This window comes from Cohnella rhizoplanae (assembly GCF_948329515.1).
GTDB classification, from domain to species: domain Bacteria; phylum Bacillota; class Bacilli; order Paenibacillales; family Paenibacillaceae; genus Cohnella; species Cohnella rhizoplanae.
The window spans coordinates 194,832-209,878 of the sequence record NZ_CAOJCN010000007.1 but is presented as its reverse complement, the minus strand read 5'-3'; the positions used below and the strand labels follow the sequence as shown (position 1 = coordinate 209,878).

General features: G+C 60.8%; 7 protein-coding genes. 5 read left to right on the top strand and 2 right to left on the bottom strand.

Features of this window, described 5'->3' with window-relative positions:
• Window positions 1-139 precede the first annotated feature (139 nt).
• On the top strand, window positions 140-2,329 hold the full coding sequence (locus tag PQG80_RS13575) for an alpha-galactosidase (RefSeq protein ID WP_271751896.1): 2,190 nt from the start codon (window positions 140-142) through the stop codon (window positions 2,327-2,329).
• A gap of 86 nt (window positions 2,330-2,415) precedes the next feature.
• Here PQG80_RS13575 and PQG80_RS13570 read toward each other — a convergent pair whose 3' ends face one another.
• Both PQG80_RS13570 and PQG80_RS13565 read right to left on the bottom strand, forming a co-directional pair.
• Window positions 2,416-4,191, bottom strand: coding sequence for a cache domain-containing sensor histidine kinase (locus tag PQG80_RS13570; protein ID WP_271751895.1), 1,776 nt, complete (start codon window positions 4,189-4,191; stop codon window positions 2,416-2,418).
• 12 nt (window positions 4,192-4,203) lie between these two features.
• Window positions 4,204-5,769 (bottom strand): response regulator, encoded by a 1,566-nt coding sequence (locus tag PQG80_RS13565; protein ID WP_271751894.1) that lies wholly within the window; start codon window positions 5,767-5,769, stop codon window positions 4,204-4,206.
• Between the two features lie 210 nt (window positions 5,770-5,979).
• On the opposite strand from PQG80_RS13565, the gene PQG80_RS13560 reads away from it, so the two are divergent.
• The 4 genes from PQG80_RS13560 to PQG80_RS13545 all read left to right on the top strand — a co-directional run bounded on the left by PQG80_RS13560 (window position 5,980) and on the right by PQG80_RS13545 (window position 15,027).
• Window positions 5,980-10,644 (top strand): S-layer homology domain-containing protein, encoded by a 4,665-nt coding sequence (locus PQG80_RS13560; RefSeq protein ID WP_271751893.1) that lies wholly within the window; start codon window positions 5,980-5,982, stop codon window positions 10,642-10,644.
• Between the two features lie 634 nt (window positions 10,645-11,278).
• Window positions 11,279-12,253: an ABC transporter permease gene (locus tag PQG80_RS13555; protein ID WP_271751892.1), complete on the top strand. Its 975-nt coding sequence runs from the start codon at window positions 11,279-11,281 to the stop codon at window positions 12,251-12,253.
• Between the two features lie 148 nt (window positions 12,254-12,401).
• Window positions 12,402-13,259: a carbohydrate ABC transporter permease gene (locus tag PQG80_RS13550; protein ID WP_271751941.1), complete on the top strand. Its 858-nt coding sequence runs from the start codon at window positions 12,402-12,404 to the stop codon at window positions 13,257-13,259.
• 115 nt (window positions 13,260-13,374) lie between these two features.
• The gene (locus tag PQG80_RS13545) at window positions 13,375-15,027 is read left to right on the top strand and encodes an ABC transporter substrate-binding protein (protein WP_271751891.1); all 1,653 of its coding nucleotides are present in this window, start codon (window positions 13,375-13,377) and stop codon (window positions 15,025-15,027) included.
• Window positions 15,028-15,047: the final 20 nt, after the last annotated feature.

Here is a 15,047-nt window from a genome sequence, read left to right as displayed (position 1 = left end):
AAGCGGCGGCGGGACAGATTGCGCGGCAACAACCCCTAGGTCACATAAAAACATATAAAAGTGTCTTTATTCCATGTATCCGCGCACCCGATTCCGGTATGCTATCTGGATAGAATCATTCCATTAAAGGAGGCCCCCCATGGCCATTTCATTCGACAGGGAGCATCAGACCTTCCATCTGCAAACGCCGAATACAAGCTACATATTTACTATAGTGGAGGGTCTTTATCCCGCACACGTCTATTGGGGTCCCAGGCTCAGGAACGCATCTTGGCCGGGCAGCCTGACGCTGCGCGAGCGCTCGAGCTTCAGCCCGACGGTGAATCCGGACAAGCCGATCCTGTCGCTGGACTCGCTGACCCAGGAATATCCGGGGTACGGTTCGGGCGATTTCCGCAACCCGGCATACCAATTCGCGCTCTCGGACGGTACGACCGTCGCGGAGCTGGTCTATCGCGACCACCGCATTTTCGCCGGCAAACCGCAGCTTGAAGGACTGCCCGCAACCTACGCGGAATCCGACGAAGAAGCGGAGACCCTGGAGCTGACGCTTGCGGATCGCCACTCGGGCATGCTCGCGATTCTGAGCTACACGGCGTTCCGCGATTCGGACGCGATCGCCCGCTCGGTTCGCTACGTCAACGAGAGCGCGGAACCTGTCCGCATCTTGAAGTCGCTGAGCGCCAGCGTCGACTTCAAGCATGCGGACTTCGAGCTGGTCCACCTGAACGGCGCCTGGGCGAACGAGCGCAACATCTCCCGCCGGGCCATCGTACAGGGGCAGCAGGGCATCGAGAGCCGGCGCGGCTCCAGCTCGCATCAGCACAACCCATTCCTCGCGCTGCTGTCGCCGGATGCCGGCGAGGAGCGCGGCGACGTCTACGGCTTCAGCCTCGTGTACAGCGGCAGCTTCGCGGCATCCGCCGAGGTGGATCAGTTCCGCACGACGCGCGTATCGATCGGTATCAACCCGTTCGACTTCGAATGGCTGCTAGCGCCCGGCCAATCGTTCCAGACGCCAGAGGCCGTGCTCGTATACTCAAACGAAGGCTTGGGCGGCATGAGCAGAGTCTACCACCGGCTGTACCGCAGCCGCCTGTGCCGCGGCGAATTCCGCGACCGCTCGCGTCCTGTCCTGGTGAACAACTGGGAGGCGACCTACTTCGACTTTACCGCGGACAAGATCGCCGCGATCGCGGAGGAGGGCAGCCGGCTCGGCATCGAACTGTTCGTGCTCGACGACGGCTGGTTTGGCTACCGCAACGACGACACGACCTCGCTGGGCGACTGGAAGGTCGACCTGAAGAAGCTGCCGCAGGGACTGGACGATCTGGCGAAAAGGGTGAACGGGCACGGCCTGCAGTTCGGCCTCTGGTTCGAACCGGAGATGATCTCGCCGGACAGCGACCTGTACCGTGCGCATCCGGAATGGTGCCTGCACGTCGAAGGCCGCAGAAGATCCCAGGGCCGCCGCCAGCTGATCCTCGATCTGTCGCGCGACGACGTCTGCGACTATATTATCGATACGATAGGCGGCGTACTGGCTTCCGCGCCGATCGCCTACGTGAAGTGGGACATGAACCGCAACATGACCGAGATCGGCTCAGCGCTGCTGCCGCCCGAGCGTCAGCGCGAGACCGCGCACCGTTATATGCTCGGCCTGTACCGCGTGCTCGAGACGATTACTTCCCGGTTCCCGCACATTCTGTTCGAGAGCTGCTCCGGCGGCGGCGGAAGGTTCGATCCGGGGATGCTCCATTACATGCCGCAGACCTGGACGAGCGACAACTCGGACGCCGTATGCCGGCTCAAGATTCAATACGGGACGAGCCTCGTCTATCCGATCAGCTCGATGGGCGCGCACGTATCGGCCGTACCGAACCATCAGGTGCACCGGGTGACGTCGCTCAAGATGCGCGGGGACGTGGCGATGTCGGGGAACTTCGGCTACGAGCTCGACCTGACCAAGTTCACGCCGGATGAAAAAGAAGAGGTAAAAGCGCAGGTCGAAGCATATAAGGAGCTGCGCGAGCTCGTGCAGTTCGGCGACCTGTATCGCCTCAGGAGTCCGTTCGAAGGCAACGACACGGCGTGGATGATCGTATCCGCCGACAAGTCCGAGGCGTTCGTCGCGTTCTTCCGCGTGCTCGCCCAGCCGAACGCGCCGATCGACTGGCTCCGCCTTGCCGGACTCGACCCGAATGCAGACTATGAGGTCGCGGGCAGCGGTGAGCGGTTCGGCGGCGATCAACTGATGCATGCGGGTCTCCCGGTGCCGCAGCTGGAGGGCGACTTCCAGAGCGCGACCTGGCGCATCAAGCGCGTATAAGTTTAACGGGTTACGACCTAACAAAGGCCGCATCGCAAGGTTATCCTTGCCGATGCGGCCTTCGTCATTTTCTCCGATGCCCTCGTTCATACGTCGGACACGCCGCCCGACGGCAGCCGCACGACGACCTGCGTGCCGATGCCGAGGCGACTATAGATCGAGACGCCGTATTCAGCGCCGAACGCGAGCTTGATCCGCTGGTCGACGTTGGAGATGCCGTAGCCGAGCTCCTGCAGCGAGGCGCTGCAGGCGAGCTTGTCCTGCGGCATGCCCATGCCGTCGTCGATGACCTCGAGGTAGATATCGTCGTCTCTCCGGTATGCCTTGATCACGATGCCGATCCCGTAGTCGTCGTCCCACAGTCCGTGGCGGATGCTGTTCTCGATAAAGGGCTGCAGGGTGAGCTTCACGGTCGGGAAGCTGCGGACATCATCCTCTATACGGTAGTGGATGTGGATGAGATCCTCGTAGCGAATCTGCTGAATGGCGATATAATTATGCGTCAGCTTGAGCTCCTCGCTCAGCGAGATGATGCTCTTCCCTTTGTTCAGGGAGATACGATAGAACTTGGCCAAGTGGGAGACCATGTCCTGCGTGCGGCGGTCGTGGTTTTTCATGGCGAGCGCGGAGATCGAGGCCAGCGTGTTGTACAGGAAATGGGGATTGATCTGCGCCTGCAGCATCCCAAGCTCGGCCTCTTGCCTGGAAATTTCCTTCTTGTATACCTCGTTGATCAGGTTTTTGAAGCGGGCGGCCATTTTGTGCAGCGCAAAAGACATTTGTCCGATCTCGTCATGTCCCATTTTCATGGAGACGAGATCGAAGTCCTCCCGCTCGAGCCGCCGGATATTTTTGAGCAGCGTCTCGATGCGCTTGGTCGAGAGCCGCGCGACCGCATAGATGAGCACCATGCAGAGCAGCAGGCAGACGGACGCGATGAGGAGGAGACGGTGCGTCGACCGGTTCGCGGCTTCCATGAACCCGCTGTAAGGGATGATCGAGATCGTCTTCCAGCCGCTGCGGATCGCGTTGTACACGACCAGCACCTTTTCCCCCTCGTATTCGGCCTCGAACCTGCCCGAGCCGTCCGTCTGCACCGGAAGGGCGAGCCACTCCCCGATATTCGCGTTCAGCCTCGATTTGTCCTTGCCGGACACGATCGTTCCCTGCTCGTCGACTATATAGATGTCCTTGTCCTTGTCCTCCTTGTCGATGAGCGCGTACAGCTCGGATTCCTGAATGTCGATCGTCAGGATGCCGTACGGAAAGTTCAGGCTGTTGTAATTCAAGTAGCGGACGAGCGTGAACATCGGCGGCGTCGCCTTGCGCGGCGGATCGGCCGGCTGAGCGGGCGTGATGGTAAAGATGACGTTGCCGTACGTATTCTGCACCTTGTGGAACCACGGCTTCCGCTCGATGACTTCGGTCATCGGCTTGATGAACGTATCGTCGATATGCATGGAGGCGTTGGTCGTGTAGATCGCGATGCCGAATACCTCCGGATTGGTCGTGAGCACGTTGTTCATGACATTGTCGATGTAGCGGTAGGCGTCGAGAAATTCCGCGTCTTCCCGATAGGACTTGACCAGATAATCCTGCAGCGTCTCGTCCAGATAGAGGGAGGCCGATATTTTATTGTAATTGTCCAGCTTGTTCTCCAGATTGCTGTTGATCTGAGACGTCATGAGCGCCGCGCTTGAGAACGTCTGCTCGATCAGCTGGCTCTTGACGGTATGGTAGGAATAATAGACGAAAGACAGCAGCGGAATGAAGGCGACAAGCAGGAACAACGAGAACAGCTTGCCCCGCATGCTCAGATTCAAAAAAGGCGATGTCAGGTTACGGTTCAGGAATCTGCGCATGGGGCTCCTTCCTTAAAGCAGTTTTTTGCGGTAATCGTTAGGCGTGACGCCACGGTGCTTCTGGAACAGCGCGCAAAAGTACGAAACGTTCTCGTAGCCGACCGCCTTGGAAATCTCGTGGATCCGCAGCGACTTGTCCTTGAGCAGCTCGGCAGCGCTTTTAATCCGCACCCTGGTCAAATACTCCAGGATCGTCTCCCCGGTCTTTTCCTTGAACAGCGTGCGAATATAGTTGGGGGATAGATACACCTCGGCGGCCAGCTGCTCGACGGTGAGCGCCTGACTGTAGCGGACGTCGATCGCCTCCATGACGCGCTGCACGATCGGCATGTTCTTGTCTTTGTCCCGAGCCTCGATCATGCCGGCGAGCGTCCGGCACCAAGCGGCCAGCTGAGCGCGCAGCTCCTCCAGGGAATCCGGCTCCATGATCTTTTTCCAATTCTCCTCCTGCCGTTCGCGGGCGCCCTCGGTCGCTTCGAGCAGCGGCGCGTACTGCCGCTCGAGCTCGGACAGCAGGTGCGCGGCCTCGGAGACGATAATCTCCCGGGGCGTCCGGTTCGCCGCGTACGGCGCCAGGAAGCCGGCGACCTGCCGATCGATCTCGTCCGTCCTCGCATGGGAGATCGCCGATCCGATGCCGGCCGCGGCGGCGGCCAGATCGACCGTCGGCATCCGCGGGGATTCGAACGGGCTGTAGGCGCGTATCGCGAGGTCGCCGTCGTAGAAGCGCGAAGCGTGCGCGAGCTTGGCTTCCTCGAAGCGGTCGTGCAGGTCGATCAGATGCCGTCCTTCTCCCGAGAGACCGACGGATAACGCGGCGCCGCGGGACTCGAACTCGCCGCGCAGCGCCTTCCAGAAATCCGCCGTCTCGCCGTCATTATCGGCTTCATCCGCTTGCGCCGGCGGCCGCAGGTAATAAATCGCGCAAAACCGTTCCTCGTCCAGGTACCACGCGTAGTGATGCTCGCCCCGGCGTTCGAGCGCGCGCTGAATGTCGGCGAACAGCTCGGCCGGCCGCACGCCGGGCGACCCCGCGTGGATGCTCGCGTATGCGATCTTGTATCTTCCCGACAAGGGAAGCGGGCGGGGCAGTCTCTCGATTTTCTGAATCCAGTTCCTGCGTTCGTCCGGATCCGTCTCGAACGCGAGCGAGCGGACGAGCCTTTCCTTCAACCCTTCGGCCGAGCCGAGAAGCTGCTTGTCCTCCTCGCACTTGCGGATCACCCGCTGCATGACCCCGGCCAGTTCCTCGTGATCGACCGGCTTTAGCAGATAGCCCACCGCCTCGACGGACAAGGCGGCCTTGATATATTGAAATTCGTCGTGTCCGCTCAGGAACACGAGTTTGACGTGTTTGTCGACCTGCTTGGCCTTCCGCGCGAACTCCAATCCGTCCATGACGGGCATGCGCACGTCCGTGAGGATGATGTCGGGTTTGCATTGGCTCATTTTCTGAAGCGCTTCCCGGCCGTTCTTGGCTGTATCCGCCACGGCGATGCCCATGTCCTCCCACCGGACATATTGTGCAATCGCTTCCAGTTCCAGCTTTTCGTCGTCCACCAGCAATATTTTATACATGTCCGGCGCCTCCGCATTCAGACTCCCGATGCAGGTCTTATTTTAAAAGGTATGCTCCGATTCAACAATGGCCTAACCGTAAAATCCGTTATTTAGCGTTGCGTTTCCGTAAATCGGGTTATGGAAACGGTCTCAATCGCGTTCCTATAATGAATGAAACGCAGACCGCGTTGACGATGGTCATGACCGAAAATACGGAGGGGGAAGATGATGTTGATGCGCTTATGGAGAAAAGGCTTGCTGCTGCTCTTGCTCGTCTGTCTCGCTGCAGGCGGCGGAGGAAGCCTCGCCCCGCGCGCGTTCGCGGATACGGCGAACGTCTACGAGGCGGAGTCGCCGGCGAATGCGCTGACCGGGAACGCGGCGGTCGCGGACAACGAAGCCGCGTCAGGCGGCAAGAAGGTGGGCAACCTGTATCAAGGCAGCTCCGTTCAGTTCAACGGCGTCGAAGTCGACGCGGACGGCAATTACAAGATCACCGTGTACTACATCTCGGGCGATCAGCGGTCGTTCAACGTTAGCGCGAACGGCGGCGATAAACAATACGAAGACCCGCCGAAAACGACGGATTGGGACACCGTCGGCAGCTACGAGCTGACGCTCCCGCTGCAGGCAGGCATCAATACGATTCTCATCGACGACAACAACTGGTACGCGCCCGACATCGACCGGATCGTCGTGGGCGAACGGGTGGAGGATCAGGATCCCGGCTCGGAAGAACCGGACGACGACTGGCTGAAGGAGCTGACCGGTACGACGTTCGAAGCGGAAGCGCCGGGCAACGCGCTGACGGGGCATGCCTCCGTCTCGGACAGTCCGATCAGCTCGGGCGGCAAGAAGGTGGGCGATTTGTACCAAGGCAGCTCGCTGACGTTCAAGGACGTCGACGTGTCCGCGGCAGGCGTCTATCTCATCCGGCTCTATTACATCTCGGGCGATCAGCGTCCGGTGTACATGAAGGTCAACGACGGCGCGGACAACATGCTGGACCTGCCGAAGACGGCCGACTGGAACACTGTCGGGACCTACGATGCCTCGGTGGAGCTGCGCAAGGGCGCCAATGAGATCGTCTTCTCCGATCACGACTGGTACTCGCCCGATATCGACCGCATCGAGGTCATTCCCTTCACGGTCGGCTACGAGGCGGAAGACGAGACGAACGTATTAAGCGGCAACGCGGGCGTCTCGGACAGTCCGGCGGCGTCGGGAGGCAAGAAGGTTGGCGGCCTGTACCAGGGCAGCTCGATCGTCTTCACCGGTATTGCCGCTCCGATGAGCGGCGATTATAAGGTCACCGTCGCTTATATATCAGGCGATCCGCGCGGCTTCTATATCCGTGCGAACGAGGGCGCGGACGAGTACTTCGAGCCGCCCAAGACGCCGGACTGGGACACGGTCGGCACCTACGACGTGACGCTGCGTCTTGCGGCGGGCGCGAATACGATCGCGATCTCGGACGGCGACGGCTACGCGCCGGACATCGACCGGATCGTCGTCGAGCCAGCCAAGGCGTCGGAGACGGACACGCCGGACGAAGAGCTCGGCACGCTGGGCGATCCGGGCGCGACGGCCGATTACGGCGCGATCTCCGTGACGCAGTATACGTACGGGCTGATGGTCTCGAACGGCGCTTACGACATCAGCCTCAACGACAAGTCCGGCTATGCCGGCTACGACTGGCGGCTCGGCCAGCATATGACGGGCGTATACGGCGCCCTGAAGCTGGGCGAAGAGCTGCTGGAAACGAAGGCTTACGCGCATCACGAGATCGCCGGGGCGCCGAAGCCGATCGAGGACGGCTTCGGCAAGGGCGTAGAGATTGCGCTCGTGCACACGACTCCCGGCAAACCCGAGCTCAAGCAAATTTATAAGATTTACGAGAATAAAGCGTACTTCCTCGTACGGCTGGACGCGGCGGGAGACGCGGCGCTGACCTCGAACTACATGGCGCCGATCGCCCTGAAACGCAAAAGCGGCGTCGATATTGGCGTCAGCGCGGACAATCGCGTGCTGACCGTGCCGTTCGACAACGATGCCTGGGTGCGGTACAAGTCGCAGCCGATGAACCGGACCGACACGAGCTACGAGGCCACGGCGATCTACAACGCGTCGACGAGGGCGGGGCTCGTGATCGGGTCCGTCACGCACGACGTCTGGAAGACGGGCATCGACTGGACGGGCGCCGTGGACCGGCTGAACGCCCTAACGGTGTACGGCGGCGCGGCGACGCCCGCGACACGCGACTCGCAGCCGCACGGCAGCGTCTCGGGCAGCGAGATCTCGTCGCCTACCGTGATGGTCGGCGCCTATGAAGACTACCGGACGGGCCTGACCGCTTACGGCGAAGCCAACGCGGTCGTCGCGCCGAAGCTTGCGCTGAGCCCGGACTTGCCGGACGGGGTGCCCGTCGGCTGGAACAGCTGGGGCGCCTATGGCAGCTCGCTCTCCCTGCAGAACGTGCTGGACGTCTCGGATTACTTCAAGAACACGCTGACCGAATTCAACAACGACGGCAACGTCTATATCAACATGGACTCCTATTGGGACAATCTGAACGACGGGCAGCTCGCCCAGGCGGTGTCGAAGATCAAGTCCAACGGCCAGCAGGCGGGCATCTACTGGGCGCCCTTCGTCTACTGGGGCAGCAATATGAGCCAGCCGGTCGAGGGCACGGACGGACAGTATACGTACGGGGACATCGTGCTCAAGGACGCCTCCGGGCAGCCGCTGCCGACGCTCGACGGCGCTTATCCGCTCGACGTGACGCATCCGGGCGCCAAGCTGCGCATGGATTACTACCTGAACAAATTCAAGTCGCTCGGCTTCACGTACATCAAGCTGGATTTTCTCACGCACGGCTCGCTTGAAGGACAGCACTACGACCCCGCCGTCACGACCGGCATCCAGGCGTACAACCAGGGCATGGCCTATGTGAACCAGGTGCTGGACGGCAAGATGTTCATCAGCGAATCGATCGCGCCGATCTTCCCGAGCCAGTACGCGCACGCCAGGCGCATCTCCTGCGATACGTACGGGAAGATCAACGAGACCGAATACGAGCTCAACTCGCTCACGTACGGCTTCTGGCAGAACGGCACGATCTACGGGTACACGGACCCCGACCACTTGGCGCTCTCGCGCGCCGACAGTCTGGAGGAGGCGCGCAGCCGCGTCAATTCGGGCGTCATCTCGGGTACCGTGCTGCTGGACTCCGACGATGTCAACGATCCGAAGGCCAGAACCTATATGGAGGCGCTGTACGGCAACCGCGACGTCATCGGCCTGGCGTTGAAGGGCCGCGCGTTCATGCCGCTCGAGGGCAATACGGGCGCGAACGCGGCCGACGTCTTCGTTCTGAAGGACGGCGAGGATTATTATCTGGCGGTGTTCAACTATAACGCGAAGGATGCGGCCGACAAGACGATCGATCTCGGCCGCGCAGGTCTCGACGCCTCGCGGAAGTATGCGGCGAAGGACCTGTGGACGGGCGAGGCGACCGACGTGACCGGCACGCTGCACCTGACGCTGGAGCCGGCCGCCTCCAAGCTGCTTCGGCTGACGGCACCGGGGCAGCCTGGACAGCCGGGACAGCCAGGACAGCCGGGACAGCCAGGACAGCCAGGACAGCCAGGACAGCCAGGACAGCCAGGACAGCCAGGACAGCCTGGAGAACAACCGGGTAACCAGCCGGGCAATCCGCCGGGCGTTCCCGGGACCGCGACGGACGGGAAGGTCGTCCTGACCGAGGCGATGCTCGGACAGAACGGCGAGCAGGGTCCCGCTACCGTCCAGGTCAAGGACGACGCGCGAGAGATCGCGCTGTCCGGCAAGCTGGCCGCGGCGATCGCCGGGCGGGGGCTGTCCGTCCGCGCAGGCGCGCTCTCGCTGGATCTGCCGGCCGCTGTCCTGAAGCAGCTGCTCGACAGACTGCCGGCTGCTCAACGCGACGGCGGCGAGATCGCCGTCGTCCTGAATCCGGTCGAGAGCTCGCAGGCGACTGGCCTGGCCGGGCAGGCGGGCTCGGCGACCGGTTCGAAGGCAGCGTTGAAGGGCGCGGTATACACGCTGAAGCTGACGGTCGCGCCGGCCGGCGGCACGGCCGAGACGGTGCCCGAGTTCGCCGCGCCGGTCGCGCTGACGCTTGGGACGGAGCCGGGCTTCGAGTTCTCGCGGGGCGGTATCTATCGCTTGGGCGAGCAGGGCAAGCCCGCGTACGTCCCCGGCAAGTTTGCCGAGGGCGCCGTGACGGCCGACATCCGCAGTCCCGGCGTATATGCCGTGCTGGAGCTTGACCGCGCGTTCGCCGATGTGCCGGCCAGCCACTGGGCGGCAGGCGTCATCCGCGAGATGGCGGCGAAGCTGTACGTGGAAGGCGCGGGCAACGGCGCCTTTCTCCCGGGCGCCGCGGTCACGCGCGCCGAATTCGCCGCCCTGCTGGCCCGCGGACTGGGCCTGGCTCCGCTGGCCGCGCAAGACCGCTTCGCGGACGTCGATCCGGCGTCCTGGTACGCTGGATACGTGGCAACCGCGGCGGAGCAGGGGCTCGTCTCTGGCCGGAGCGCCGACGCGTTCGCCCCGGGTGCGCCGATCTCCCGGGAGGAGATCGCAGTGATGCTAATGCGCGCCTATGCCTGGCAGAGTGAGCGCGATGCGGCAGGCGGCGCCTCTGCCGGCACGTCGCCCGATTCGTCCGCTGGGACATCGGCAGGGACGTTCGCGGATGCGGGCGACATATCCTCCTGGTCCGCTTCGGCTGTGGAGGAGGCAGCCGGGCTCGACCTCCTGCAAGGCCGGGGCGGCGGCACGTTTGCGCCGAAAGCGCCTGCCACGCGCGCGGAAGCGGCGCAGCTGCTGTACGCGCTGATTCGCCCATAGGCGTAAGGCCACTGCCCGTTGCACGAATCTTACGGGCCGACGCAAAAAATCACTTCGTCTAGGCTGCATGCGCGATCTCGCGAAGAGGCTCTATATAGAGCCTCTTTTCCATGTAAAGCGGGGCTGACCCGCAAAGAGACTCTACATAGAGCTACTTCGCCTCGGTTGACGACGCTGACCCGCAAAGAGACTCTGCATAGAGCTACTTCGCCTCGATTGACGGCGCCCACCCGCAAAGAGACTCTACATAGAGCTACTTCGCCTCGGTTGACGGCGCTGACCCGCAAAGAGACTCTACATAGAGCTACTTCGCCTCGGTTGACGGCGCTGACCCGCAAAGAGACTCTACATAGAGCTACTTTGCCTCGGTTGACGGCGCCCACCCGCATAGTGGATCCATCTAGAATCTCTTGCGCCTCGGCTGGCGGCTCGTTCTCGCGCAGAGCTCTCGTCAATGCCTTTTTTATGCCCCAAAACAACGATCCGGTGCCGGAAGAAGTGTGTTATTTAGCGTTGCGTTTCCGCAGATCGAGTTATAGAAACCGCTTCCTGCGCAACTCTATAATGAACCTATGAATCAAGCGACTGTATGAATCACGCAAGGGTCATGCCGCATCGCCAGAGGGAGGGACTTATGGAAGCCTACTTGGAGAAGCCGCAACCGCCGGCGATCGCAACAAGCCGCAAGACGGGGAAATGGAAAAAAATCAAGCAGCAAAAGATTTTGTACCTGATGATTTTGCCGGCATTCCTGTGCACGCTCGTCTTCGCGTACGGGCCGATGTTCGGGCTTTATATGGCCTTCACGAACTATTCGCCGGGCGGGGGCTCGTTTTTCGAATCGTTTTTCCGCAGCGAGTTCGTCGGCACGCAGTGGTTCCGTTACTTTTTCGACAACGGCGATTTTTACAAGATCATGCGCAACACGCTCGCCCAGAGCCTGCTGTCGCTGCTCATCGGATTCCCGGCGCCGATCCTGCTCGCGCTCCTGATCAACGAGGTTAGCGGCGGATTGTTCAAACGGTTCGTGCAGACGGTGAGCTACCTGCCGCACTTTATCTCCTGGGTCATCGCGGCCAACATCATCGTGACGCTGCTGTCGTCCCAGGGCGCGATCAACGAGCTGCTGATGGCGCTCCATCTCATCGATAAGCCGATACAGTTTCTGCAGAACGGCCATGCCTTCTGGGGCATCATCGCCGTATCCAATACATGGAAGGACATGGGCTTCAACGCAATCATCTATCTCGCGGCGATCGCGGGCATTAACCCCGAGCTGTACGAGGCGGCCCGCGTGGACGGGGCGAGCCGTTGGCGCCAGATGTGGAACATCACGCTGCCATCGCTCAAGCCGACCATCGTCATCCTCTCGATTCTCGCCGTCGGCAACGTGCTGAACGCGGGCTTCGATCAACAATACTTGCTGCAGAACACGACGGTACTCGAATATTCGGACGTCATCGATACGTACACGTACCGGTACGGGCTTCAGAACGGAATGTTTTCGTACGGCGCAGCAGTCGGATTATTCAAGTCCGTCATCGCGTTCATCCTTGTCGTCGCCGTCAACGCCTGGTCGCGGAAGGTGAATCAACAATCACTTTATTAATTCACTGTAATAATTCGCTTTATTGATTCGCTGTAATGATTCACTCTATTGATTCGCTCTATCGATTCGTCCATTCACGCCATCGATTCGCACCGGAAGGGAGGCGCGCGCCGTGTCGCTCGTCAGAAGGTCGGAAGACCGCATATTCATGGCTTTTGTGTACGCGTTTCTCGTGTTCGTGTTCCTCATTACGTTCTACCCGTTCTGGAATATCCTCGTGCTCTCGCTGAACAGCGCGGATGATGCGGTAAAAGGCGGTCTGTATTTGTGGCCGAGATCGTTCAGCCTGCAGAGCTATCAGGAGATTCTGAAGGATCAGGAGATTCTTAACGGCATCAAGGTGACGCTCATGCGCACCGCGATCGGCGCGCCGCTCACCGTGCTCGTGATCAGCCTGCTGGCCTTTGCGCTCAGTAAAAAGGATCTCGTCGGCAACAAACTCATCTCGCTGTTCTTCATCTTTACGATGTACTTCGGCGGCGGCCTCATTCCCTACTACATGATCCTGAAAAGCGTGCACCTGATCGACACGTTCGCCGTCTACATCTTCCCCAATCTGATGAACGTCTTCTTCGTCATCATCGTCCGGTCGTTCATGCAGGAGCTGCCCGCCGAGGTGGAGGAGTCGGCCAAGATCGACGGCGCCAACGACTTTCAGATCTACGCCCGCGTCGTGCTGCCGATCTGCGTCCCGGTGCTCGTGACGATCGGCTTGTTCTCCGCAATCAATCAATGGAACGCATGGTTCGACTCCTACGTGTTCACCTACAAGTCCGAGCTGAAGACGCTGCAGGCGGTGCTGGTCAAGATTCTGAACCAGTATCAGACGCAGGACTTCACCTCTTCGTCGGGACAGCTGGCGGACTCCGCGAAGCGGATGGCGGTATCCTCCGAGACGATCCGCATGGCGGCGACGATGGTCGCTACGCTGCCGATCGTCCTGGTCTATCCTTTCCTTCAGCGTTACTTCGTCAAAGGGATGACGCTCGGCGCGGTCAAGAGCTGATGCGAATCCGGACTTTGAGAGGAGGTGAGGCGGCTTCGCGGAGACGGACCGGCGTGCCAAACGATCCAAACGGTGTTATGCTTTAGCATCCAACTATCATTCGGGGGGAAATACCATGACCAGCCTGAAAAAATCGGTCGCTTACGCTGCGGGCTTCACGCTGCTCGCGACCATGCTAGGCGCCTGCGGCAATAATAACAATAGCGATTCTTCCGCGAGTCCGGCCGCAAGCGGAAGCGCGCCGGCGTCGGCCGGCGCCGCCCAGAGCCCTTCCGCCAGCGCGGACGAGAAGCCGATCACGCTCACCTTCTTCGACAAAAACACGGGCGATGCCTTCAATAACGAAGTGGCGAAGGAGATTACGAAGCGGACCGGCGTTACCATCGAGATCCAGCAGCCCACAGGGAATCCGGCGGAGAAGCTGAACCTGATGCTGGCGAGCAGCGATCTGCCGGATATCGTGCTGATGGACCGCGGCGGCGACATCGTGAACAAATATATCGCGGCCGGCGCGCTCATCCCGCTGGACGAACTGATCGAGAAGTACGGTCCGGACGTCAAGAGCATGTACGGCGACATGCTGAACAAGACCCGGTTCAAGGACGGCAAAAACTATTATCTGTCCAACTGGTACGGATTCGAGAAGGACGAGCCGAACGGCGGCTTTAACATTCGCATGGATCTGCTGAAGGAGCTGGCGCCGGACAAGGCGGAGGGCGGCAAGCCGTTCACGGCAGCCGAGTTCGAAGCGCTGCTCAGAAGCTTTAAGGAGAAGTATCCGAACGTGAACGGCAAGCCTTCGATTCCGCTGACGATGGACGGCTCCAACATGGGCGCGACGCTCGGGACCTTCAAGGGCATGTTCGGGTTGAAGTCCTACTACGAGCAAGACGGGAAGCTGCAGTTCGACGTGGCGGACCCCAAGTATCGCGAGATGCTGCTCTATATGAACAAGCTGTACCGCGACGGCCTGATCGACGTGGACTGGGCCATTAACAAGAAGGAGTCCTGGCTGCAAAAGCTTTCGTCCGGAGCCGTGCTGGCCTCCACTGGCGCTTACTGGGACCTCGGTGACGCCAACGGCGCGCTGAAAAAGGACGGAGGCGTCGAGAAGGAGTTTTATGCGTATAAGGTCGTGGCGGACGGCGTCGACCCGTCCAAGACGACTTACAGCCCGAAGAGCTCGCTCGGATGGGACGCGATCGGCATCACGAAGGCGAACAAGGATCCGGAGCGCACGATGAAGTTCATCAACTTCCTGGCGAGCGAAGAAGGCCAGTACCTGCTGATGTGGGGAATCGAGGGCAAAGACTGGGATATGAAGGACGGCAAGCACGTACCCCGGCCCGAGACGCTGCAAGGCTTCAAGGACGATTGGAGCGGCTTCGTGAAGCAGACGGGCATCCGCAAATGGACCTGGTTCATCAAGAACGGCAAAGGCGCGGACGGCACGCCTTACGATCTGGCCGGACGCTACGACCGCAACGAGGTCGACAAGATGGCGATCAAAAATCTGGCGGACTCCGTCTACGACAACGACGCCTACGAGAATCTGGGTCCGCAGGGCGGCACGCCCGAGGCGCTCACCATGCAGAAGGTGCAGGACCTGATGACGCAGTCCGTCACCAAGGTCATCATCGCGAAGAGCGAAGCGGACGCGAACGCCACGTACGACAAGATGCTCGCGGACATGAAGTCGGCCGGCAGCGAGAAGGTCGAGAAAGTAATTAACGACAACTACCAGCAGCGCCTGTCGCTCTGGAAATAAGCAGGAGGGTAGAGGGGCCG

Coding starts and splice junctions, on each gene's coding strand:
- PQG80_RS13575 (WP_271751896.1), top strand. CDS start 140: ATGGCCATTTCATTCGACAGGGAGCATCAGACCTTCCATCTGCAAACG.
- PQG80_RS13570 (WP_271751895.1), bottom strand. CDS start 4,191: ATGCGCAGATTCCTGAACCGTAACCTGACATCGCCTTTTTTGAATCTG.
- PQG80_RS13565 (WP_271751894.1), bottom strand. CDS start 5,769: ATGTATAAAATATTGCTGGTGGACGACGAAAAGCTGGAACTGGAAGCG.
- PQG80_RS13560 (WP_271751893.1), top strand. CDS start 5,980: ATGTTGATGCGCTTATGGAGAAAAGGCTTGCTGCTGCTCTTGCTCGTC.
- PQG80_RS13555 (WP_271751892.1), top strand. CDS start 11,279: ATGGAAGCCTACTTGGAGAAGCCGCAACCGCCGGCGATCGCAACAAGC.
- PQG80_RS13550 (WP_271751941.1), top strand. CDS start 12,402: ATGGCTTTTGTGTACGCGTTTCTCGTGTTCGTGTTCCTCATTACGTTC.
- PQG80_RS13545 (WP_271751891.1), top strand. CDS start 13,375: ATGACCAGCCTGAAAAAATCGGTCGCTTACGCTGCGGGCTTCACGCTG.